Here is a 22,335-nt window from a genome sequence, read left to right on the forward strand (position 1 = left end):
GCGCCCCCCCGACCAGGAGCAGGGGCCGGCGGCCGCCCGCCTGGAGACGGCGGCCTTCACCGTGGACCTGGCCGCGAAGAAGGCGACCCGGCACGGGGTGGACGTCCGGCTGACCCCCACCGAGTGGCATCTGCTGGAGGCCCTGGTCCGCAACCCGGGCCGGCTGGTCAGCCAGAAGCAGTTGCTGCGGGACGTGTGGGGGCCGTCCTACCGGACGGAGACGAACTACCTGCGGGTCTACATGGCGCAGTTGCGCCGCAAGTTGGAGGACGACCCGACCCGGCCCCGGCACTTCGTCACCGAGCCCGGCATGGGCTACCGGTTCGAGCCGTGAGTCGGCGGCCTGTACGGAAAGCGAGGCCGTGAGACCGCGGCCCGTGCGGAGAGCGAGGCCGTGAGACGGCGGCCCCACCTGACCCGACGCGGTCGTCGTGCGATCGCACAAGCAAAGGTGGGGCCGCCGGTTGTTTGGATTATGCAATGCCACAGCAGACTTTCTCCTGGCAGATGCGGAACTATCATCGTGCCTGTGCCCGCGTCCGGCGGCGCCGCGGAGAGGGAGAGTTTCTGTGACCACCCGAGGTATACGGTCCGCCCGGACCACCCGTTACGCACGGTCCCGCGGCCTGTGCGCGGTGGCCGGCGGCGCCGCGCTGCTGCTCGCGCTCTCCGCCTGCTCCTCGTCCTCCTCGGACAAGTCGAAGTCGTCGGACACCCCGTCCTCCGGTGCCTCGGCCACCGGCGCGCAGCAGAAGGTCTCCGGCACCGTGGTGGTGTTCGCGGCGGCGTCGCTGAAGGAGAGCTTCACGGCGCTCGGCAAGGACTTCCAGCAGGCGTACCCCGGCACGAAGGTGGTCTTCAGCTTCGGCGGCAGCGACCAGCTCGCGGCGAGCATCACCGGCGGCGCCCCCGCCGACGTGTTCGCGGCGGCCAGCCCGGCCACCATGAAGACCGTCACCGACAAGGGTGACGCGGCCGGCACGCCCACCGACTTCGTCCGCAACCAGCTGGAGATCGCCACCCTGCCGGGCAACCCGAAGCAGATCCGCACCCTCAAGGACCTCACCAGGTCCGGCCTTTCGGTGGTGCTGTGCGCCAAGACGGTGCCGTGCGGCGCCGCCGCGCAGAAGGCGCTGACCGCCAGCGACCTCAAGCTCACCCCGAAGTCGTACGAGCAGGACGTGAAGTCCGCGCTGACGAAGGTGGAGCTGAAGGAGGCCGACGCGGCGGTGGTCTACCGGACCGACGTCAAGAGCGCGGGCGGCAAGGTGCAGGGCGTGAACTTCCCCGAGTCGGCGCAGGCGATCAACGCCTACCCGATCGCGCCGCTGAAGGGCGCGCCGAACCCGAACGGCGCGGCGGCCTTCATCGCCCTGGTGAAGTCCGCCGAGGGCCAGAAGGTGCTCACCCAGGCGGGCTTCCTCAACCCGTGAGCCCCGCGGTGAAGAACGCGGGCGCCAAGCCGCCGGGGCGGTTGTCCCGGCCGCGGCGCCCGCGCGGCGGGGGTGGCGCCGTCCCGCTGCCCCTGCTGCTGCCCGCCGTGATCGGCCTGGCGTTCCTGCTGGTGCCGCTGCTGGCACTGCTGGTGCGGGCCCCTTGGCGGGGCATGCCCGACCTGCTGACCAGCTCCGCGGTGTGGCAGGCGCTGCGACTGTCGCTGGAGACGGCGACTTCGGCGACGGTCGTGGCGCTGGTGCTCGGGGTGCCGCTGGCCTGGCTGCTGGCCAGGACCCGCTTCCCCGGCCGCCGGATCGTCCGGGCCCTGGTCACGCTGCCGCTGGTGCTGCCGCCGGTGGTCGGCGGTGTGGCGCTGCTGCTGGCGCTCGGCCGCAACGGGATCGTCGGCAAGTGGCTCGACTCGTGGTTCGGGATCACCCTGCCGTTCACCACGGCCGGGGTGGTGGTCGCGGAGGCGTTCGTGGCGATGCCGTTCCTCGTGATCAGCGTGGAGGGCACGCTACGGGCCGCCGACAGCCGGTACGAGGAGGCCGCGGCGACGCTGGGCGCGTCCCGTTTCACCGCCTTCCGCCGGGTCACGCTGCCGATGATCGCGCCCGGGGTCGCGGCCGGCGCGGTGCTCGCCTGGGCGCGCGCGCTCGGCGAGTTCGGGGCGACGATCACCTTCGCCGGCAGCTTCCCCGGCCGCACCCAGACCATGCCGCTGTCGGTCTATCTGGCCCTGCAGGACGACCCGGACGCGGCCGTCGCGCTGAGCCTGGTGCTGCTCGCGGTCTCCATCACGGTCCTCGCCGGCCTGCGCGAGCGCTGGACGGGGGCGGGCGCGGTATGAGCGGGGGCAGCGGACGCGGTACCAGGACGAGCGGTGCGAGCCCTACGAGCGCGAGCGGTGCGAGCTCTAGGAGGGCGAACGGCGAGGGCGGCGAGGAGACCGGTCTCGACGCCCATCTCGTGGTGGACCGCGGGACCTTCCGGCTCGACGTGGAACTGTCCGCGGCCCCCGGCGAGGTGCTGGCGCTGCTCGGCCCGAACGGCGCGGGCAAGACCACGTCGCTGCGCGCCCTGGCCGGGCTGACCGAGCTGACGCAAGGGCAACTACGGCTGGACGGGCGGGTGCTGGAGCAGCCCGAACGGCGGGTGCGGGTCGCGCCCGAGCGCCGCCCGGTCGGCGTGATCTTCCAGGACTACCTGCTCTTCCCGCACCTGAGCGCCCTGGACAACGTTGCGTTCGGGCCGCGCTGCCACGGCGCCACCCGGTCCGAGGCGCGCGCGCTCGCCGCCGGCCTGCTGGACCGGATGGGCCTGGCCGACCACGCACACGTCAAACCGCGCCGGCTGTCCGGCGGCCAGGCCCAGCGGGTCGCGCTGGCCCGGGCGCTGGCCACCGCCCCGCGGCTGCTGCTGCTCGACGAACCGCTGGCCGCGCTGGACGCCGGCGCCCGGCTGGACGTGCGCGCCGAACTGCGCCGCCACCTGGCCGCGTTCGAGGCGGTCGCGGTGCTGGTCACGCACGACCCGCTGGACGCGATGGTGCTCGCCGACCGGCTGGTGGTGGTCGAGCACGGCACGGTGGTGCAGCAGGGCACGCCCGCGGAGATCGCCCGCCACCCGCGCACCGAGTACATCGCCCGGCTGGTCGGCCTGAACCTGTACCGGGGCGAGGCCGACGGCCATCTGGTCCGGATCGGGCCGCGGTTCGCCCTGACCGGCACCGAGGAGCTGACCGGCCCGGCGTTCGTGGCGTTCCCGCCCAGCGCGGTCACCCTGCACCGGCAGCGCCCCGACGCCGGCGCCCGCAACGCCTGGCGGGCCCGGATCACCGGCATGGAGTCGCACGGCGCGCAGTTCCGGATCGCGCTGGCCGGCGCGGACGACGGCCTGCCGCTGGCCGCCGACCTGACCGCGCCCGCGGTCGCCGAACTCGACCTGCGCGAGGGCGCGGAGGTCTGGGCCGCGGTGAAGACCGCCCAGACGCACGCCTATCCGGCCTGACAACCCGGCTCGGCCCGATGTGCGGTCTCTCAGGCTGGTCGCGCGGGGGAGACGGCCACGCCGTCCACCGCGACGCGGCAGGGGTGCTCGGCCCGGTAACGGACCGCCACTTGCGGCGCGTACAGGGTTGGGTACTGTGGGTGCCAAGTGCCAGGGGGCCGCGGGCGGGACGCATGTACACGAGTGCGTTGGGTCCGGTTCGACGGCGTCCGTCGAATGAACGGGAGCCTGTTGACCATGCGCGCACCGATCGCGCTCGTTGCCGTCTGCGTGACGACGTCCACCGCCCTGCTGCTGTCCGGCTGTGGCGGTTCGAAGAAGCACGACACGATCAAGCAGACGGCAAGCGGTTCGCCGTCCACGTCTGCGGCGGCGCCCGCCTCGCCCTCGACGTCGGCTGCCGCCGCCGGCCGTCCGACGATCACGTTTCCGTCCGACGCGCATGACGTGTTCGAGGACCAGCACTCGGGGGACGCGACGAAGGACGCGATCCTGGCGGACAATGCGGACATGGTGCGGTCGCTCGATGAGGCGATCTTCAAAGGGACGGTGAAGACCAAGGCGTTGCCCTATTACAACACTGGCAAGGCCATGGAGTTGGCCCTTACCTTCGTCAACGGCTATATCGAGGACAGCTCCAAATGGGCCGGGACCACGCGGTTCTTCGACCGGAAGGTCACCGAACTCGGTGGTGGAACGGCGGCGGTGATCTACTGCTCCGACGAGAGCAAGTCCTACATCACGAACCCCAACAAGCCGACCAAACACACGCCGACCTCCGCGAACAGCTATGTCCTGTACAACGCGCACATGAAGAAGAACGCGCAGGGCGTCTGGCAGACCGACAACATCAGCTCGTACAGGGGGTCAAAGCAGTGCCAGCCATAGGACGGAAACGTGTCGGAGCCGCTCTGGCCTCGGCGGTCAGCCTGATATTGCTCTGCACACCCGCGGCAGCCGACGACCGCGGAGGCAAGGGCAACGTGGGATCTCCGCCGCCCGGAGGCAGCGCCGATCCCAGTAAAGGGACGATCTCCGCAACCGCCGGTGTCCAGTACGACAAGTCCAAGAACGGCACTTCCAGCGGCGGCGGTGGCGTCGGGCCGCTGACGCCGACCGGGAACTGGTCGCCGCCCGCGTGCTGGTATCAGCCGACGTATTCGCCGAAGGACATGAAGTCCGAGTCGGAGAAGGTGTGGGCCGAGGACTCGCCCAGCGAGGACTGGAAGAACCAGCAGAAGGACCGGTACGTCAAGGGGAAGCCGTACAAGGACTTCAACCTGGACCAGCAGGGCAAGGGGTACTTCTGGCAGGGCTACTCGCCGCCGGAGAACGGCGGGATGCCCGGTGCTAACTCCTGCAACGACGAACCCTTTTGGGTGTCGATCGGTGAGGCGCCGCCGCCGGCGCACAAGAACGCGGTCACCCCCGCGATCCTCGCCGAGTTGGCGTACGAGCAGATCCTGATCCCGCAGGGCACCGCGCAGACGAATCCCACGGGGACGCAGACCGTGAACCTGCCCACGTGGGTGTGGATGGACGGCGTGGACTTCCACCCGGTGTCGGTGCGGGCGTACCTCCCGGACTACAACATCGAGGCGACGACGACCGCGACCCCGGTGAGCCTGCACATCGACCCGGGGACGTCGGACGCGCGGCTCTTCCCGGCGTCGGGTACGTGCAAGGCCGGTGCCGACGGGACGTTGGGCGTGAAGTACACCGACGGGGCGAAGGGCGACCCGCCGTGCGGGGTGACGTATCTGCGGTCCACCGACGGGGGCTCGTATCAGCTCACCGCGACGGTGACGTGGAAGATCAGCTGGACCGGGACCGGGCAGACCGTGCCGAAGGCGCTGCCGACCGGGACGTTCGGGACCCCGCAGGAGGTCACCGTGCGGGAGATCCAGTCCGTGAACCGCTGACCCGCCCCCACCCCGGCGAAGGGCGCAGGGTCACCACGGACCACGACCCCGCTCAGGCTCCGATCCTCCGGCGCCGGACGGCCGCTCTGCTGCCCGGAGACGTCCGTGAACCTCCCGTCCGTGCCGAGCCGCACCAGGTACTCCCCGGTGTCGACCTGCACCGTCCCGCCCGGACCCGCGGCCACGTCCCGTGTACCGTCCGACGCCTCCGGACCGACGTCCCCCGCCCGCCGTCGTCTGCCCGATCACCCGCGCCTGCCCGGCCTTCGGCGGCCCCGGCGGCCCGGCGTGCCCGCCGCACGCGGCCGCCCCGAGCAGAGTCACCGCTACGACAGCCGTCACGGTCTTCCCGCGCACGCCGCCGCACCCCGTCAGCAGTGCCGCCCCGACCAAGACCGCCCCGACCGCCGTCGCGGTCCTCCTCCGTGCACGCGCAGCCCTCACGAGCCCCGCCTTTACAACTGCTCCCCTCACCAACAACCATCCAATTCAGGCCAGTTGCCACTGACGATCTTCGCATTGCCCCAGCTCGCAGCGCAGTTCCGAACCGGGCTTCCCGTACTTCTACCTCACGATCACCTTCACGGCGTACGGCTCTCCCCCGGCCAGGGTGAGGGTGCCGTCGTGGTAGCTGACGGCGTTGGGCAGGGGGCAGGGGAAGTGTTTGGCGTCGACGGGTTTGCCGACCCCGGCCCGGCACGACGCGTCCGCCGGTGCGTCACCTCCGCCACCTGATGCGATCAACTCGGCCTGGCCGCCATGGAGATGGAGGATGTAGTCGCCGTGCGAGGCGCCGGAGTCGGTGCGTACCGCGTGGACGTAGAGTCCATCGGCGCCGTCGGTGGTGAGCCAGAAGGTGGACAGGGTGGCGAGCGGGCCCTTGACACCGGGCAGGCTCGCGGGCAGGTGCAGGGCAGCCGGATTGCCGTCGGGCGAGACCGTTTGGACCTTGCCGAGCGCGGTGGTTCCGCTGCCCTGGGTGGGTGCGATGAAGGTCGTGCCGTCCGGGGCGACGGCGGACCGCGGCCCGTTGATGGTGTTGTCGGCGTCGTGGGTCGCGGGCGGGCGCTGGTAGATCCGGGTCAACTGCCCGGAGGTCATGGACCACAGCGTGCGGCCGTCGGCGATGACGACGGCGCCGGCGCGGGTGACGCCGACGGGGGTGACGCCCTGGGTGAAGTGCACCGTTGCGGCGGTGGCGTGCGCCGGGGCGGCGGCTTCGTCCGCGCGCCGGGCGGTGCTGTGGCCGGCCAGGACGGAGAGTTCATCGTCCCGGTCCACGTGCAGTACTTCGCCGTCGTACCCGACCAGCAGTGAGCCGTCCGGCATCGCCACCGTCCCCCGCGGCTCGGGTCCGCCGCCGAACTTGTCGCTGATCGCGAGCATGTCGGCCGTCTTCCCGTCCTTGCTCAGCCGGGCCAGTGTGGGGGAGTTGAGCAGGTAGACGTCCCCGTCCGGTCCGGTCGCGAACCCCAGTGGCCCGCCACTGAACGGGTCCGACAGGACGTTGTCAGCGGGGGTGCTCTGCGTGAAGTGCCCGAAAGTCACCGCCTGCCCGACCTTCGGCCGCGCCGGCGCCCCGTTCCCGCCGCACCCCGCGGCCCCGACCAACCCGATCACCCCGGCCAGGAGCGCCGCCCGTGTCCTCGTGGTCGTCCGCCGTCCACGCGCCGCCGTCCCGCCGCCTGCCATTACTTCCCCTTGATCGAGCGCAGTGGACTCCCGAATCGGTCAATTACCCAGGTAGCCCGTATTGTCCGTGCGCTTCTCCGTCGACTCACCATAGCCGGACTTGGCATAGGTGGAGATGTTGTTGAGCAGCTTGAACTCATGCTCCGGGAGGTTTCCTTGACACCAGTCCTCGAATGCCTGCTCGTCGTCCGAGCTGTCGATGGTCACTTTTCCGTCATGGAACCACGAGGAATTGGGCGGCCGCTCCTTGATGGCTCCGGCGGCGAGCAGTCCATTGAAGACAGGAATCTTCAGATACTGCTGCTCCTGGTAGTCCGTCTTCTGTGCGGCGGCGTCGACCGCGTCCGCGTGTGACGTGGAGAACTGGTAGGAGAGCCAGGCCGATCCACCGCCGTTGGCCATGCTGACGCCCGTCATCAGCGCCTTCAAGGGGACCGTTGCCTCGCCCGGGGTGATGATCAGGGGGCTCAACATCCCCCCCGCGATCCATGCGTACATGGCGTTCCGGTTGGCCTGCTCGTCGGCCTTCTGCGCGGGTTGGTACTTGAGGTTGCTCATGGCGTTGTTGATGGCGCCGTCCAACCGCCCCAGGTCCGTCAGATCGCTCTTGGCCCTGGGGTCGTCGGTGGGGTATTTCTCGCCGGGGTCCGCATCGCCATGATAGGCGGTTGCGATCTGCGTCATGTCGGCGTGTACTGCCGCCTGGAATACACCAGCGGCCTGTGTGTTGCCGTCCATGAAGTCCTGGAAGAGGAGGTTCATCGCCGTGGGATTGGTGTTGATGGACGGTACTCCGTCACCATCAAGACCTGCGGTGAATCCCGGATTCATCCTTTTACCGCCATTGGCCGTGGCGTCGGCGAAGTCCGGCACGTACGCCCCCGCGGCCACCGCGAGTGCGACTCCCAGTTTCGGCGGCAGCGTGGCCGTGCCGTCCTTCATGAGATCGCGGCCCGGCTTGTAGTCCTCCAGGCCGGCCTGGAAGACGTTCGCCGCGGCCTGCGTCGCCGCCAGGTCGGTGGCTTTGTCGCCGCTGCCCCGCTGGGTGGCCGCGACGATGACCTTGGCGGGGAACTGGGAGTTGTCGCCGTTTCCGAGCGGAAGTTGCCACTGCTCGTTGACCAGTTGCTGGGCGGCGAACTTTCCGTCGCCTCCGGAGAGGAGGTCACGGGAGGCGGCGGGGCTGTCACCGAGTTTGGAGAGCAGAGCCAGCCGGGGGTCGTTGTCGGCGATGATCTGGGTGTTCTTCATCTCCTGGTCGAACGTCATCTGGGGGTAGTTGTTGTACAGGCCCAGTTCGCCGTACCAGGGGTCCTGCGGGTCCTCCATCCAGTTGCTCCACACGCCGTTGGGGCTCGCGGCCTGGAACTTCGGCATCACCTGGTGCTTCGTGCCCCAGCGCAGGGTGGCGTCGCTCACGGCGCTGAGGAAGGCGGGGTCCCATTTGTCGCCGCTCGGGCCGTACTTGACGAGCATGGCGGCGGACCACATGTCCTGGGGGTCGGTGAAGGTCGAGGTGACGTCGGGCAGGTCGCCGGTGGTGTGGAGCTTGGTCGCGGCGGCGAGGTTGTCGCCGAAGTCGGCGAGGATCTTGGTGGAGTCGGCGCTGAGGACGGTGCCGTTGTGGGTGCCGTCTTCGGCGTGCAGGGTGCTGGCGACGTTGGCTTCGAAGCCGGCGCCGCCGTTGGTGTAGAAGCCTTTCATGAACGGGACATCGTTCTTGTTCTTCTCCGCGTCGGTGGCCACGGACTGGATCGCGGGGCGGGTCACCGGCCAGTTCGGGTCGGCGGAGGTGGCCAGGTGCAGCAGGTTGGCGTCCTGGGTGCCGGCCTGGGCGGGGTCGGCGTCGGTGAGGGGGCCGTAGTAGGTGAAGGTGGCGGTGATGTAGTCCTGGTAGTCGCTGTAGTGGACCTTCGACTGCGAGAGCGTGGACAGCGCGGTGGTGGCGAAGTCCACCTCGGCCGCGGTGTGCGACGTGGGGGCGTCGTAGGAGCCGTAGGGACCCTGGGTGGAGCGGTCGCCGGAACCCGCGGTGAGGTCGGTCTTGAAGGCGGCGAGGAGAGCGGGGTCGTCCTTCGCGTTGACGTACGAGGTCAGGGTTTTGAGGTTGCCCGCCAGGTCGGTCTTGTTGCCGTCCTGGCCCATGCCGCCGAACGCCGAGCGGGTCGCCTCGGGGTTGGTGGAGAGGCTCTGCAGGGCGAGGGTGACGGTGTCCTGCGGAAGGTCAAGCGCGGCCGCGTCGGACGCGGGGCCGTCGAAGTTCTTCTTCGGGTCCTTGGCGAGCTGATCCAGGACGGCGGCCCGGGTGACCCCGGCGGTGAAGGCCGGCGGGAAGGTGCCGTACTGGAGCATCGCCATCCGGTCCCAGCCCGCCGGCGTGTCGCCCTTCGGCAACGGCGTCAGGTACGACTTCTCGACCTTGTCGAAGCCGGGCGCGGGGTATTGCGCGCTCGCCGCGGTACCGAACGCGTGGCTGTAGACGACCAGGTCGGAGCTCGCGGTCTTGCTGTTGGTGGCGACCAGCAGGCTGGGCAGGGTGGTGGCCTCCGCCGGAGTCAGATTGGCGTAGAACGCGGAGCAGAAATCAGGATCGTCCTGATGCGCCTTCAACTCCTCGGCGATGGTGTGGTATTCGTCGCCGGCCTTGCTGTCGCCGCCGTTGTTCTTGTTGAACTCCTGCGCCAGCTTCTTGCCGTCCGCCTGGGACTGCGCGGAGGTCTCCGTGACCGGCTCGGGCAGCTGCACCATGTGGACGCCGGGCCCGTCGCCGGCCGTCAACGCCGCGGCCAGCCGCTGCCGGCGCTGGAGCATCGGCTGCTGATCATCCAACCAGCCGCAGATACGGAGCAGTTGGCTCAGCGATGACGTATCCAGGCCCTTCTGGTCGAAGCTGCTCTGCCACCGCGATGCCAAGGACCGCAGATCCGACTTGTCCGACGAGAACGAGCTGATCATCTTCTGGAGCGCTGCCGGGTCGATGCCCGAGAAATCCCCCATGACTTAACCCCCGTGACGCGAACCGCCCCCGACCGTAACGTCCATACCATCGTAGCCACTGAGGTCCGATCCGTCGGTGACCGCGGGCCAAGTGGCGGTGGATATCTCCGGCGGTGCACTCGCTCGCGCGGCAGGTCCGTTTCGTTCAAGACCCACGGGCGCCCGCCCCCTAGCGTGGCCGACATGAACGAACGCATCACACCCCGCCTTGACCTGGTCTCCCTCACCGTCGCCGACATGGCCGCATCGCTGGCGTTCTACCGCAGGCTCGGGCTCGATCTGCCGGATGACGCCGACCGGCAGCCGCATGTGGAGGTCGTGCCGGCCGGGGGGCTGCGGGTGGCGTGGGACACCGTGGAGACGGTCCGCTCCTTCGACCCGGGGTGGATGCCGGCCGGCGGGTCGCGGGTGGCGCTCGCCTTCGACTGCGGAAGCCCCGAAGGGGTGGACGCCTGCTACGGCGAGCTCACGGACGCGGGCCACGACGGTCACCTCAAGCCGTGGGACGCCTTCTGGGGCCAGCGCTACGCCACCGTCCACGACCCGGACGGCAACGCGGTGGAGCTGTTCGCGGCGCTGCCCTCGGTCGCCACGGACGCTACCTCCTGACCAGCTCGCCCAGCGGTACACCGGCCAGCGCGCGCACCTCGCGGGAGAGGTGCGGCTGGTCGGCGTAGCCGGCTTCCGCGGCCACGTCGGCGAAGGGCGTGCCCGCGCGGGCGAGTTCCAGCGCCCGCTGAAGGCGGAGGACCCGCGCCAGCGTCTTCGGCCCGTAGCCGAACGCGGCCTCGCACCGGCGCAGCAACTGCCGCTCCCCCAGGCCGGTCCGGCCGGCCACCTCGGCGACCGACCGCCCCTGCGCCAGTGCCCCGGCCACCCGGCGCGGCAGCGGGTCGGCCGGACCCACCTCGCGGGTGCGGCGGGAGACCCACGCCTCCAGCACGGCCACCGGATCGTCCGCGGCGCGCTCGGCCAGTTGCCTGGCCCGCGCCCCGGGCCACAGGTCGTCCAGCGGCACCCGCAGGTCCCGCATCTCGCGCGCGGGCACGCCCAGCAGCCCAGGTCCCGTACCCGGCGCGAAGCGCAGTCCGGCGTAGGCGGCGCCCGGCCGGTCGCGCTCGGCGTGGGCCGCGGTGTCGGGGCCGGCGACCAGGAGCGCGCCGTCGTGCCAGATCAGGTCCATGCAGCCGTCGGGCAGCACGCGGTACTCCCCGCCACCGTCCGTCCGCGCCCACACGGTGACCCCGCCGACCGGGTGCGCCCACTCGCTGTACATCCGTCCATTGTCGCCGGGCCGCCGCCGGTGACGACCTGGGGAGCAACAGGGCGTGGATCAGCGGGCGGCGTCATACGGCGAGCCCGCCACCTTTTCTGTGGCCCCGGGTCGTTACCCAGGCGGCGGGCCGCCGTCGCCCCGGGGACGCGGGTGCCGCGGGTTCATGGGCGGCACGGGCGGTGGCAGCGGCGGCATGCGCGGGACGAGCGGGGCCGCGGACATGGGCGGCGGGGGCGGCACCGGTGCCGGGGCCGGGGGAGGCGCTTCGCCCGGGTAGGCGCGGGCGTCGGGCGCGGGCGGACGGGGACGGCGCGGGGAGGCGCCGGGACGGCTGGGCCGCAGCCGGGCCCGGATGTCCAGGTGCGGGTGGAAGTCGGCCCAGCGCTCCGGGTACTCCGCCGGCGGCAGTTGCGCCTCGCGCTCCTCTTCCTCGTCGGTGCTCGGCGCCGCGTGCCGGGCCCGCCGGGCGGCCGCGCGGGCCACCACGGCCTCCGCCGCGGCCTCCCGCAGCCTGGCGTTCTCCTCGCGGGCCGCGGACGTGGCGACCGAGGGCCACACCCGGTCCACCGCGGCGTTGACCGCCGCGCCCACCAGGACGGCGAACGCGGACACACCTATCCACAGCAACACCGCGACGGGCGCGGCCAGCGAGCCGTAGATGGTGTGCCCCTCGACGGCGTGGGTGAGGTAGATCCGCAGTATGAAGCTGCCGAGCACCCACATCAGCAGCGCCACCAGCGCGCCGGGCACGTCCTCGTACCAGGGCGACCTGACCGGCACCGAGACGTGGTAGAGCGTGGTGAGGAAGGCGATCGAGGCGAACAGCGCGGCCGGCCAGTAGAGGATGTGCTCGGTCGCGCTGCCGCCGGGCAGGAACCGGGTCAGCGTGCCGGGCCCGACCACGATCAGCGGCAGCACGGCCGCGCCGACCAGCAGCGCGGCCACGTACAGCACGAGGGACATCAGGCGGGTGCGGACGATGCCGCGGCGGCCCTCCAGGCCGTACATGATGGTGATGGTGTCGACGAAGACGTTGACGGCTCGGGAGCCCGACCACAGGGCGATCAGGAAGCCGATGGAGATCAGATCCGGCCGGCGGCCGTGGAAGACGTCGTCCACCAGCGGCTTGACCAGCTGGTTGACGCCCTTGTCGGAGAGCACCGTCGAGGACGCCTTGAGGATGTTGTGCCGGATGTGGTCGATCGTGTCGAGGCCGACCACGGTGTCGACGTAGCCGAGCGCGCCGACCAGCCCGAGCAGCAGCGGCGGCAGCGACAGCAGGACGAAGAAGGCCGCCTCGGCGGCGAGTCCGGTGACGCGGTACTCCATGCAGGAGTCCACCGTGTCCTTGAGCAGCAGCCAGGCCATCCGGCGTTTGGAGACATTCCGGTACAGCGCACGGGCCCTACGCCACCGGCCCGGACGCCGATGGCTTCTTTCGTCTGCTGCTTGCACCCCCTTACGTTAGCTGGCATGACTGCCCCCACTCACACGGTCACGAACCAGGTACCGCCCCTGGTCGGCCATGACGTGTACAGCACCGACCGCGCGCTCGCCGAAGGTGTGGCGCGGCACGCGGACCCGGTGCGGTTGGCGGAGATCACCGACGAGTTGGGCGACCTCGGCAAGGCCGCGGGTTCCGCTCAGGCGCAGCGGTGGGGCGAGGAGGCGAACACCTACACCCCCGTGCTGCGCACCCACGACCGGTACGGCAACCGGATCGACGAGATCGACTTCCATCCGGCCTGGCACCGGCTGCTGGGCCACGCGGTCTCCTCGGGCCTGACCGACGCCTGGTCGCGGCCCGACGGGCACCTGCGGCGGGCCGCGGGCTTCATGGTGTGGACGCAGGTCGAGGCCGGGCAGGGCTGCCCGGTGTCGATGACGCATGCCGCGGTGCCCGCGCTGCGCACCGACCCGGAGCTGGCCGCCGAGTGGGAGCCGCGGCTCGGCTCGCACGTCTACGACCACCGGCTGGTCGCGCCCGGGCAGAAGCCGGGCGCGCTGTTCGGAATGGGCATGACCGAGAAGCAGGGCGGCTCCGACGTCCGCGCGAACACCACCACCGCGCAACCGCTCGCGGAGGACGGCGCCTACACGCTGACCGGCCACAAGTGGTTCTGCTCGGCGCCGATGTCGGACGGCTTCCTGGTGCTGGCACAGGTGCCGGCGCAGGGCCGGGACCTGCTGACCTGCTTCCTGGTGCCGCGGGTACTGGCCGACGGCACCCGCAACGTCTTCGCGATCCAGCGGCTCAAGGACAAGCTCGGCAACCGCTCCAACGCCTCCTCCGAGGTGGAGTTCGCCGGCACCTGGGCGCGTCGGGTCGGCGAGGAGGGCCGCGGGGTCGCCACGATCATCGAGATGGTGGCCGCCACCCGGCTGGACTGTGCGATGGGTTCGGCCGCGCTGATGCGGCAGGCGGTGGCGCAGGCCGTGCACCACGCCACCTACCGCAGCGCGTTCGGCGGGCCGCTGATCGACAAGCCGCTGATGCGGAACGTGCTGGCCGACCTGGCGCTGGAGTCGGAGGCGGCGACCACCGCGGTGCTGCGGCTGGCGGCGGCGTACGACGCGGACACCCCGCGGGAGCGGGCGCTGCGGCGGCTGGCGGTGGCGGTCACCAAGTTCTGGGTCACCAAGCGCTGCCCGTCGGTGGCCGTCGAGGCGCTGGAGTGCCTGGGCGGCAACGGCTACGTGGAGGAGTCCGGCATGCCGCGGATCTTCCGGGAGTCGCCGCTGAACTCGGTGTGGGAGGGCTCCGGCAACGTGCAGGCGCTCGACGTGCTGCGGGTGCTCCAGCGCGAGCCGCAGGCGGTGGACGCGTTCCTCGCCGAGATCGGGCTCGCGCACGGCGCCGACCACCGGCTGGACGCCGCGGTGAAGGACCTGCTCTCCGACCTCGCCGACCTGGAGGGCATCGAGGCGCGGGCCCGCCGGGTCGTGGAGCGGATGGCGCTGGTCTTCCAGGGCTCGTTGCTGGTGCGGTTCGCGCCGGCGCCGGTCGCCGACGCGTTCTGCGCCTCGCGGCTGGGCCGGGACTGGGGCACGACCTTCGGCACGCTGCCGCGCTCGGCCGACCTGGCGGCGCTGGTGGAACGGGCCCGGCCGGTGGAGGGGTAACGACCTGACCGAGGAGTGAGGACGGCCGAGGGGCGCGACGCCAATCGATCGGCGGAGGTGGCGCCGCGCCGACTCGGCACCACCCCCAGTACGCGGCCCGTACCCGACGGGCCTCCACCGACCGCGAGTTGGATCTGTGCGGGGTCGGTGACGTGCCGTCACTGTCCGTCGAATTCGCGTAGGCTCGCAACCGTTGCAGCACGTTGCAAGCCCCGCCCCGGCGCGCCCGGTGGCCGCGGCAGCGCGGGCGCACCGACCACCGGAACACGGCTACGGGGCTGAGCGGGGGCGAGATGTCACACCTTCGGATCGGTGCGGTGCGATCGGCGGGCACCGGCGGGCAGACCTCGGCGCGGCTGCTGGCGTCGGTACGGGAGGCCGCGCTGGCCGGCCGGCAACCGCGTACGGCGCCGCGCGCGGTGATCGGCGAGTCGTGGACGCGGGCACTGCGGCTGGGCGTGGACCCCGACACCGGAGCGCCCAACCGGATACTGACCACCGACGAGATCGAGCAGCGCCGGCGGTCCACCCCGCTCGCGGAGATCCTGCCGAGCCTGCGCGACGGCCTGGTGTCGGTCACGGACGCGGCCTGGCACATCATGGTGGTCACCGACGCCGAGGGCCGGGTGCTGTGGCGCGACGGCAGCCTCGCGGTCCGCAAGAGCGCGGACCGGCTGGGCTTCGCCGAGGGCGCGTCCTGGTCCGAGGACTCGGTGGGCACCAACGCGATCGGCACGGCGCTGGTCACCCGCTCCCCGTTGCAAGTGCACTCGGCCGAACACTTCGTCCGCACCCATCACGGCTGGACCTGCGCGGCCGCACCGCTGCACGACCCGCGGGACGGCCGGCTGCTGGGCGTGGTGGACGTGAGCGGTCCCGCGAACAGCGTGCATCCGGCGACGCTGGCGCTGGTGTCGGCGGTGGCCCGGGTCGCGGAGGGCGAACTGCGGGCGCGGCACTGGGTCGCGGTGGAGCGGCTGCGGTCGGTGGCGGCGCCGCTGCTGACCCGGATCTCCGGGCGGGCGCTGGCGGTGGACCGCAACGGGTGGACGGCCGCGGTGACCGGGATGGCGGGCGCGGACCGGGTCGCGCTGCCCGCGGAGGTACAGGCCGGGCAGGTATGGCTGCCGGCGCTGGGACTTTGCGAGTTGGACCCGCTGCCGGGCGGCTGGCTGATCCGGGTGGGCGCGCGGGAGCGGCCGCCGGCCGGGAACCGCGTGGTGCTCGATGTGCGCGGGGCGCGGCGCAGCGAGGCGACCGTGCACGGTCCGGCCGGCAGCTGGACACAGCAACTCAGCCCGCGCCACGCCGAGTTGATGTTCGTGCTGGCGCTGCACCCGGGCGGGCGCAGCGCGGCGCAGCTCGCCGCGGATCTCTTCGGCGACCCGAGCCGTACGGTGACGGTTCGCGCGGAGATATCGCGGTTGCGCCGCACGCTCGGCGGGGTGCTGGCGCACCGGCCGTATCGCTTCGCCGACGGGGTGCAGGTGGAAGTGCTGCGGCCGGTGCACGGCAGTGGGCTGCTGCCGCACTCGCTGGCTCCGGCGGTGCTGGCGGAAAGAGGGTGACGGGTCCGCCCGGGATGCCGCTTGCCGACTGCCGATTGCCGTGAATTGCCGGGCCTTGCGATCCGTGGTCGGCCGGGCCGCGTAGTTCGCCGCGCCCCTGGTGTGCGCGGCTCCCGCCACACCAGCGCCCATCATTCGAGATGAAGTGGTCCACATCGTGGATGTCGGTGGACTGGCCGAATATCCGCATGCCACGCTTTCGTCATGTCGCGCACTGGAATCGCCTTGGTAGGTCGGCCGCACGTCGACTTCTGCCGCGTGTCCAGCGCCATCTGTCCGGCGGGCTGAGCACGTAGCGGCGCGACATCGCGCCGAATCCCCGCCGTCCCCGCCGTCGTGGATGTGCGAGAGCCGCCTGCCGTCTGCCGTCTTCGGGTGAGCCGTGATGCCCTGCGCCCGCGCAGGGACCCGGGTCCGCCCACGCCGCATGCCGCCCCGCGCCGTACCGACCCGTATACACGCCTGCCCGAAGGACGCATCGCCATGGCTTCCAGCCCCGACTCCCCCCGGCCCCCGGCCGGGAGCGCCGCTCCGAAGGCCGCTGCCGCCCGCCGCAGGACCGGGCGGCACCGCGGTGAAGGCCAGTGGGCGATGGGCCACTTCACCCCGCTGAACGCCAACGAGCAGTCCAAGAAGGACGACGACGGTCTCAACGTGCGGACCCGGATCGAGACGATCTACGCGCACCGCGGCTTCGACTCGATCGACGGCTCCGACCTGCGTGGCCGGATGCGCTGGTGGGGCCTGTACACCCAGCGCCGGCCCGGGATCGACGGCGGCCGCACCGCCGTGCTGGAGCCGGAGGAGCTGGAGGACAGCTTCTTCATGATGCGGGTGCGGATCGACGGCGGCCGGCTCACCGTGGCCCAACTGCGGGTGATCGGCGAGATCTCCGAGGAGTTCGCCCGGGGCACCGCCGACCTCACCGACCGGCAGAACATCCAGTACCACTGGATCAGGATCGAGGACGTGCCGGAGATCTGGCGCCGGCTGGAGGCGGTGGGCCTGTCCACCACCGAGGCGTGCGGCGACGTGCCCCGGGTCATCCTCGGCTCCCCCGTCGCGGGCATCGCCGAGGACGAGATCATCGACGGCACCCCCGCGATCGACGAGATCCACGAGCGGTACATCGGCAGCGAGGAGTTCTCCAACCTGCCGCGCAAGTTCAAGACCGCGATCTCCGGCTCCCCGCTGCTGGACGTGGTGCACGAGATCAACGACATCGCGTTCGTCGGCGTGGACCACCCGGAGCACGGCCCCGGCTTCGACCTGTGGGTCGGCGGCGGCCTGTCCACCAACCCCAAGCTGGGCGTACGGCTCGGCGCGTGGGTGCCGCTGGGCGAGGTGCCCGACGTGTGGGCCGGGGTGATCGGCATCTTCCGCGACTACGGCTACCGGCGGCTGCGCGGCCGCGCCCGGCTGAAGTTCCTCGTCTCGGACTGGGGCGCGGAGAAGTTCCGCCAGGTGCTCCAGGACGAGTACCTCAAGCGGCCGCTGCTCGACGGCCCCGGGCCCGAGCAGCCGACGCAGGTGTGGCGCGACCACATCGGCGTGCACCGGCAGAAGGACGGCCGCTACTACGTCGGCTTCGCGCCACGCGTCGGCCGGGTCGACGGCGCCACCCTGACGAAGATCGCCGAACTCGCCGGCGCGCACGGCTCGGACCGGCTGCGCACCACCACCGACCAGAAGCTGATCGTGCTGGACGTCGAGGAGGACCGGGTCGCGTCGCTGACCGCCGGGCTCGAAGCGCTCGACCTCCACGTCAAGCCGTCGCCCTTCCGGCGCGGCACCATGGCCTGCACCGGCATCGAGTTCTGCAAGCTGGCCATCGTGGAGACGAAGGCGCGCGGCGCCTCGCTGATCGACGAACTCGAGCGGCGGCTGCCGGAGTTCGACGAGCCGATCGCCATCAACATCAACGGCTGCCCCAACTCCTGCGCCCGCATCCAGACCGCGGACATCGGGCTCAAGGGCCAGCTCGTCACCGACACCGACGGCAACCAGGTCGAGGGCTACCAGGTCCACCTCGGCGGCGGCCTCGGCCTGGACCCGGGCTTCGGTCGCAAGGTCCGCGGTCTGAAGGTCACCGCCGCCGAACTGCCCGACTACGTCGAGCGCGTGCTGACCCACTTCCAGGCCGGGCGCACCGACGGCGAGCGCTTCGCCCAGTGGGCGGCCAGGGCGTCGGAGAAGGAGCTGTCGTGAGCGACGCGCACACGGCCGCCGGGCCGCGGCAGACAGCGATATCCGCTCGCCACCTGGGCGCGGAGACCACGGGAAGGGGCCGGGCATGACGGAGCGAGCCGCGCCGTTCCACTGCCCCTACTGCGGCGACGAGGACCTGCGGCCCTCGGAACAGGGGCACGGTGCCTGGGAATGCCGGGCCTGCAACCGCGCATTCCAGCTGAAGTTCCTCGGCCTGCTCGCCGAGGGCTTCAAGGCACCTTCCCCGCACGGCTCTTCCGACGGAGGCGCACCGTGACCGCCGCACAGCACACCGCACAGGATCTGGAGCGGCTGGCCGAACAGGCCGGCCGCGACCTGGAGGAGGCGTCCGCGCTCGACGTGCTGAGCTGGGCCGCCGAAACGTTCGGCCGCCGTTTCTGCGTCACCTCCTCGATGGAGGACGCCGTCGTCGCGCACCTCGCCGCGCGCGCCATGCCCGGCGTGGACGTCGTCTTCCTCGACACCGGCTACCACTTCCCGGAGACCATCGGCACCCGGGACGCCGTCGCCGCCGTCATGGACGTCAACGTGATCACGCTCACCCCCGGGCAGACCGTCGCCGAGCAGGACGCGCAGTACGGCGCCAAGCTGCACGACCGCGACCCCGACCTGTGCTGCGCGCTGCGCAAGGTCGCCCCCCTGGAAGCGGGCCTGCGGGGCTACGACGCGTGGGCGACCGGCCTGCGCCGCGACGAGTCCCCGACCCGCGCGGGCACCCCGGTGGTCGGTTGGGACGCCAAACGCCGGAAGGTGAAGATCGCCCCGATCGCCCGATGGACACAGGAAGACGTGGAAACCTACGTCGTTCGGCACGGGGTGCTCACCAACCCGCTGCTGATGGACGACTACACCTCGGTGGGCTGCGCCCCCTGCACCCGCCGGGTGCTGGAGGGCGAGGACACCAGGTCGGGCCGGTGGGCCGGGCTCGGCAAGACCGAGTGCGGGATCCACCTGTGAACACACCTGTGGAACCTGCGCACACGCCCCCGAACGCGACCGCCGGCAGCCGCCGCACCGAGCCGACGAGGACCGAGTCGGCGGCCACCGAGTTGACGACCACCGAACCGACGACCAGCGAGTCGACCAACCAGGAGGACCGGATGAGCGACGGAGCCACCGTATGGCTCACCGGCCTGCCCAGCGCCGGCAAGACCACCATCGCCACCGCCCTGGCCGGCACGCTGCGCGCCGCGGGCCGCCGGGTCGAGGTGCTGGACGGCGACGAGATCCGCGAGTACCTCTCGGCCGGCCTCGGCTTCAGCCGCGAGGACCGGCACACCAACGTGCAGCGGATCGGCTTCGTCGCCGAACTGCTCGCCTCCCACGGCGTGTTGGTGCTGGTCCCGGTGATCGCGCCGTACGCCGACAGCCGCGAGGCGGTCCGCAAGCAGCACCAGGGCCGCGGCACCGACTACGTCGAGGTGCACATCGCCACCCCCGTGGACGTATGCGCGGTGCGCGACGTCAAGGGGCTGTACGCCAAGCAGGCCGCGGGCGAGCTGACCGGGCTCACCGGGGTCGACGACCCGTACGAGGTACCGCAGCACCCCGATCTGCGCATCGAGACCCAGGGCAGCAGCGTCGAGCAGTCCGCGGCCGCCGTGTACGCGTACCTCGGGGACAGCGGCCGCATCGCGAGCGAAGGAGGCAGGGGATGACGACGACCGTCACGCAGACCGGGGCGACCGCCAGTCCGTACGCGCTCACGCACCTGGACGCCCTGGAGTCGGAGGCGGTGCACATCTTCCGCGAGGTCGCGGGCGAGTTCGAGCGGCCGGTGATCCTCTTCTCCGGCGGCAAGGACTCGATCGTGATGCTGCACCTGGCGCTGAAGGCGTTCGCGCCGGCCGCGGTGCCGTTCTCGCTGCTGCACGTCGACACCGGCCACAACTTCCCCGAGGTGCTGGAGTACCGGGACCGTACGGTCGCCGAGCACCAACTGCGGCTGCACGTCGCGAAGGTGCAGGACTACATCGACGACGGGCGGCTGCGCGAGCGCCCCGACGGCATCCGCAACCCGCTGCAGACCGTGCCGCTCACCGACACCATCCGCGAGCAGCGGTTCGACGCGGTGTTCGGCGGCGGCCGGCGCGACGAGGAGAAGGCCCGCGCCAAGGAGCGGGTCTTCTCACTGCGCGACGAGTTCTCCCAGTGGGACCCGCGCCGCCAGCGCCCCGAGCTGTGGTCGCTCTACAACGGCCGGCACGCCCCCGGCGAGCACGTCCGGGTCTTCCCGCTGTCCAACTGGACCGAACTGGACGTGTGGCAGTACATCGCCCGGGAGCACATCACGCTGCCGGAGATCTACTTCGCGCACCGGCGGGAGGTCTTCAACCGGGCCGGCATGTGGCTGACCGCGGGCGACTGGGGCGGCCCGAAGGCCGACGAGCCGGTGCAGACCCGGCTGGTGCGCTACCGCACCGTCGGCGACATGTCCTGCACCGGCGCGGTCGACTCCGACGCCACCACACTCGAAGCGGTGATCACCGAGATCGCCGCCTCCCGGCTCACCGAGCGCGGCGCCACCCGCGCCGACGACAAGATGTCCGAGGCCGCGATGGAAGACCGCAAGCGCGAGGGGTACTTCTAGCCATGACCGGTACCACGAGTCCGATCACCGCCGAGCAGTTGTCGGCCACCACCCTGCTGCGCTTCGCGACCGCCGGGTCCGTCGACGACGGCAAGTCCACCCTGGTCGGCCGGCTGCTGCACGACTCCAAGTCGGTACTCACCGACCAGTTGGAGGCAGTGCAGCGGGCGTCCCTGGTGCGCGGCCAGCAGGCCCCGGACCTGGCGCTGCTCACCGACGGCCTGCGCGCCGAACGCGAGCAGGGCATCACCATCGACGTCGCCTACCGCTACTTCGCCACCGTCCGGCGCCGGTTCATCCTCGCCGACACCCCCGGCCACGTGCAGTACACCCGCAACATGGTCACCGGCGCCTCCACCGCCGAACTGGCCGTGGTGCTCGTCGACGCCCGCAACGGCGTGGTCGAGCAGACCCGCAGGCACGCCGCGATCGCCGCGCTGCTGCGGGTGCCGCACGTGGTGCTGGCGGTCAACAAGATGGACCTGGTCGGCTACGCCGAGCCCGTCTTCGCCGCGATCGCCGAGGAGTTCACCGCGTACGCGGCCTCGCTCGGCGTGCCGGACGTCGCCGCCATCCCGATCTCCGCGCTCACCGGGGACAACGTGGTGGAGCCGTCGGCGAACATGGACTGGTACGGCGGCCCGACGGTGCTGGAGCACCTGGAGACCGTCCGGGTCGGCCACGACCTGACCGGCTGCCCGCCGCGTTTCCCGGTGCAGTACGTGATCCGGCCGCAGACCGCCGAGCACCCCGACTACCGCGGCTACGCCGGCCAGATCGCCTCCGGGCTGCTGCGGGTCGGCGACCCGGTGACGGTGCTGCCCTCCGGCCGTACCACCACGATCGCCGGGATCGACGCGCTCGGCACGCCGGTGGACACCGCGTGGGCCCCGCAGTCGGTGACCGTGCTGCTCACCGACGACGTGGACGTCTCCCGCGGCGATCTGATCGCGCCGACCGCCCACGCGCCGGCCGTCACCCAGGACATCACCGCCACCGCGTGCCACCTGCACGAGCGGCCGCTGCGGGTCGGCGAGCGGGTGCTGCTCAAGCACGCCACCCGCACGGTGAAGGCGATCGTGAAGGAACTGCCGTACCGGATCGACCTGTCGCACGGCCTCGCCCACGAGGAGAACCCGGCGGCGCTGGAGGTCAACGACATCGGCGCGGTGGTGCTGCGCACCGCGGAGCCGCTGCCGGTGGACGCCTACGCCGAGTCGCGGCTCACCGGTTCGTTTCTCCTCATCGACCCCGCCGACGGCGCTACGCTGACGGCCGGCATGGCGGGCGAACCGTTCGCCGCCCGACCGCAGCCGCCGGCCACCGACGACGACGGATGGGACTTCTGACGGTGTCACAGCCAGGGCCTGTCGGGTGGATCTCCGCGGCGTCGCGCCGCCCGGCACGCGCATCCGCCGCGTTCTCGTCGGCCGCCGACTCCCCCACAGCCCGCGGCGTGGGGGTGCCCCCACCGCGTCGACTCCCTCC

At 71.7% G+C, this 22,335-nt stretch carries 20 protein-coding genes; 16 read left to right on the plus strand and 4 right to left on the minus strand.

Annotated features, from left to right (window positions below; genetic code table 11):
* The 6 genes from AC13HU_RS06960 to AC13HU_RS06985 all read left to right on the plus strand — a co-directional run.
* On the plus strand, positions 1–334 hold a 334-nt coding region (locus AC13HU_RS06960; protein WP_483040865.1), incomplete at its 5' end, for a winged helix-turn-helix domain-containing protein.
* A 235-nt stretch (positions 335–569) separates the two neighbouring features.
* Entirely contained in the window at positions 570–1,433 is an 864-nt protein-coding gene (gene modA / locus AC13HU_RS06965; protein WP_483040866.1) for a molybdate ABC transporter substrate-binding protein, read from the plus strand.
* A gap of 41 nt (positions 1,434–1,474) precedes the next feature.
* Entirely contained in the window at positions 1,475–2,290 is an 816-nt protein-coding gene (locus AC13HU_RS06970; RefSeq protein ID WP_483040882.1) for an ABC transporter permease, read from the plus strand.
* Entirely contained in the window at positions 2,287–3,450 is a 1,164-nt protein-coding gene (locus AC13HU_RS06975; RefSeq protein ID WP_483040867.1) for an ABC transporter ATP-binding protein, read from the plus strand. Before AC13HU_RS06970 ends, AC13HU_RS06975 begins: the two co-directional genes overlap by 4 nt.
* Before the next feature lie 237 nt (positions 3,451–3,687).
* Positions 3,688–4,338, plus strand: coding sequence for a hypothetical protein (locus AC13HU_RS06980; protein ID WP_483040868.1), 651 nt, complete (start codon positions 3,688–3,690; stop codon positions 4,336–4,338).
* A gap of 95 nt (positions 4,339–4,433) precedes the next feature.
* Complete coding sequence (locus AC13HU_RS06985) at positions 4,434–5,372, plus strand: hypothetical protein (protein ID WP_483040869.1); 939 nt, start codon at positions 4,434–4,436, stop codon at positions 5,370–5,372.
* 564 nt (positions 5,373–5,936) lie between these two features.
* Here the strand turns inward: AC13HU_RS06985 and AC13HU_RS06990 are convergent.
* Positions 5,937–6,920, minus strand: coding sequence for a hypothetical protein (locus tag AC13HU_RS06990; protein WP_483040870.1), 984 nt, complete (start codon positions 6,918–6,920; stop codon positions 5,937–5,939).
* 183 nt (positions 6,921–7,103) lie between these two features.
* Positions 7,104–10,061 (minus strand): hypothetical protein, encoded by a 2,958-nt coding sequence (locus AC13HU_RS06995; protein ID WP_483040871.1) that lies wholly within the window; start codon positions 10,059–10,061, stop codon positions 7,104–7,106.
* Between the two features lie 183 nt (positions 10,062–10,244).
* Here AC13HU_RS06995 and AC13HU_RS07000 point away from each other — a divergent pair, with 183 nt between their 5' ends.
* The gene (locus AC13HU_RS07000) at positions 10,245–10,670 is read left to right on the plus strand and encodes a VOC family protein (RefSeq protein WP_483040872.1); all 426 of its coding nucleotides are present in this window, start codon (positions 10,245–10,247) and stop codon (positions 10,668–10,670) included.
* Here the strand turns inward: AC13HU_RS07000 and AC13HU_RS07005 are convergent.
* Together AC13HU_RS07005 and AC13HU_RS07010 are read right to left on the minus strand one after the other, a co-directional pair.
* The gene (locus AC13HU_RS07005; RefSeq protein ID WP_483040873.1) at positions 10,660–11,337 is read right to left on the minus strand and encodes a helix-turn-helix transcriptional regulator; all 678 of its coding nucleotides are present in this window, start codon (positions 11,335–11,337) and stop codon (positions 10,660–10,662) included. The genes AC13HU_RS07000 and AC13HU_RS07005 overlap by 11 nt on opposite strands.
* Positions 11,338–11,448: 111 nt before the next feature.
* The gene (locus tag AC13HU_RS07010; RefSeq protein ID WP_483040874.1) at positions 11,449–12,792 is read right to left on the minus strand and encodes a YihY/virulence factor BrkB family protein; all 1,344 of its coding nucleotides are present in this window, start codon (positions 12,790–12,792) and stop codon (positions 11,449–11,451) included.
* A gap of 18 nt (positions 12,793–12,810) precedes the next feature.
* On the opposite strand from AC13HU_RS07010, the gene AC13HU_RS07015 reads away from it, so the two are divergent.
* From AC13HU_RS07015 to AC13HU_RS07055, 9 genes are all read left to right on the plus strand, one after another.
* Positions 12,811–14,460 (plus strand): acyl-CoA dehydrogenase family protein, encoded by a 1,650-nt coding sequence (locus AC13HU_RS07015; protein ID WP_483040875.1) that lies wholly within the window; start codon positions 12,811–12,813, stop codon positions 14,458–14,460.
* 293 nt (positions 14,461–14,753) lie between these two features.
* Positions 14,754–16,028 carry a helix-turn-helix domain-containing protein gene (locus AC13HU_RS07020; RefSeq protein WP_483040876.1) on the plus strand — a complete coding sequence of 425 codons (1,275 nt, stop codon included), beginning with the start codon at positions 14,754–14,756 and terminating at the stop codon, positions 16,026–16,028.
* A gap of 204 nt (positions 16,029–16,232) precedes the next feature.
* Positions 16,233–16,316: a putative leader peptide gene (locus tag AC13HU_RS07025; RefSeq protein ID WP_322899662.1), complete on the plus strand. Its 84-nt coding sequence runs from the start codon at positions 16,233–16,235 to the stop codon at positions 16,314–16,316.
* Positions 16,317–16,511: 195 nt separating this feature from the next.
* Positions 16,512–18,236 carry a nitrite/sulfite reductase gene (locus AC13HU_RS07030; protein ID WP_483040877.1) on the plus strand — a complete coding sequence of 575 codons (1,725 nt, stop codon included), beginning with the start codon at positions 16,512–16,514 and terminating at the stop codon, positions 18,234–18,236.
* An 85-nt stretch (positions 18,237–18,321) separates the two neighbouring features.
* Entirely contained in the window at positions 18,322–18,513 is a 192-nt protein-coding gene (locus AC13HU_RS07035; protein ID WP_483040878.1) for a hypothetical protein, read from the plus strand.
* Positions 18,510–19,214, plus strand: a complete 705-nt coding sequence (locus tag AC13HU_RS07040; protein WP_483040879.1) for a phosphoadenylyl-sulfate reductase — start codon at positions 18,510–18,512, stop codon at positions 19,212–19,214. Before AC13HU_RS07035 ends, AC13HU_RS07040 begins: the two co-directional genes overlap by 4 nt.
* A gap of 92 nt (positions 19,215–19,306) precedes the next feature.
* The gene (gene cysC, locus AC13HU_RS07045; RefSeq protein WP_483040883.1) at positions 19,307–19,915 is read left to right on the plus strand and encodes an adenylyl-sulfate kinase; all 609 of its coding nucleotides are present in this window, start codon (positions 19,307–19,309) and stop codon (positions 19,913–19,915) included.
* Entirely contained in the window at positions 19,912–20,847 is a 936-nt protein-coding gene (cysD, locus tag AC13HU_RS07050) for a sulfate adenylyltransferase subunit CysD (RefSeq protein WP_483040880.1), read from the plus strand. The genes cysC and cysD overlap by 4 nt, the downstream gene beginning before the upstream one ends.
* Positions 20,848–20,849: 2 nt before the next feature.
* Entirely contained in the window at positions 20,850–22,196 is a 1,347-nt protein-coding gene (locus AC13HU_RS07055) for a sulfate adenylyltransferase subunit 1 (RefSeq protein WP_483040881.1), read from the plus strand.
* Positions 22,197–22,335 lie beyond the last annotated feature (139 nt).

It is taken from the genome of Streptomyces sp. NH27 (assembly GCF_056859195.1).

Excerpts from the sequence above, each read along its gene's own strand:
- AC13HU_RS07025 (WP_322899662.1), top strand. The coding sequence starts at position 16,233 with ATGTCGCGCACTGGAATCGCCTTGGTAGGTCGGCCGCACGTCGACTTC.
- AC13HU_RS07020 (WP_483040876.1), top strand. The coding sequence starts at position 14,754 with ATGTCACACCTTCGGATCGGTGCGGTGCGATCGGCGGGCACCGGCGGG.
- AC13HU_RS07030 (WP_483040877.1), top strand. The coding sequence starts at position 16,512 with ATGGCTTCCAGCCCCGACTCCCCCCGGCCCCCGGCCGGGAGCGCCGCT.
- AC13HU_RS06995 (WP_483040871.1), bottom strand. The coding sequence starts at position 10,061 with ATGGGGGATTTCTCGGGCATCGACCCGGCAGCGCTCCAGAAGATGATC.
- cysD (WP_483040880.1), top strand. The coding sequence starts at position 19,912 with ATGACGACGACCGTCACGCAGACCGGGGCGACCGCCAGTCCGTACGCG.
- AC13HU_RS07015 (WP_483040875.1), top strand. The coding sequence starts at position 12,811 with ATGACTGCCCCCACTCACACGGTCACGAACCAGGTACCGCCCCTGGTC.
- AC13HU_RS07005 (WP_483040873.1), bottom strand. The coding sequence starts at position 11,337 with ATGTACAGCGAGTGGGCGCACCCGGTCGGCGGGGTCACCGTGTGGGCG.
- AC13HU_RS07035 (WP_483040878.1), top strand. The coding sequence starts at position 18,322 with ATGACGGAGCGAGCCGCGCCGTTCCACTGCCCCTACTGCGGCGACGAG.
- AC13HU_RS07000 (WP_483040872.1), top strand. The coding sequence starts at position 10,245 with ATGAACGAACGCATCACACCCCGCCTTGACCTGGTCTCCCTCACCGTC.
- AC13HU_RS06980 (WP_483040868.1), top strand. The coding sequence starts at position 3,688 with ATGCGCGCACCGATCGCGCTCGTTGCCGTCTGCGTGACGACGTCCACC.
- AC13HU_RS06975 (WP_483040867.1), top strand. The coding sequence starts at position 2,287 with ATGAGCGGGGGCAGCGGACGCGGTACCAGGACGAGCGGTGCGAGCCCT.
- AC13HU_RS07055 (WP_483040881.1), top strand. The coding sequence starts at position 20,850 with ATGACCGGTACCACGAGTCCGATCACCGCCGAGCAGTTGTCGGCCACC.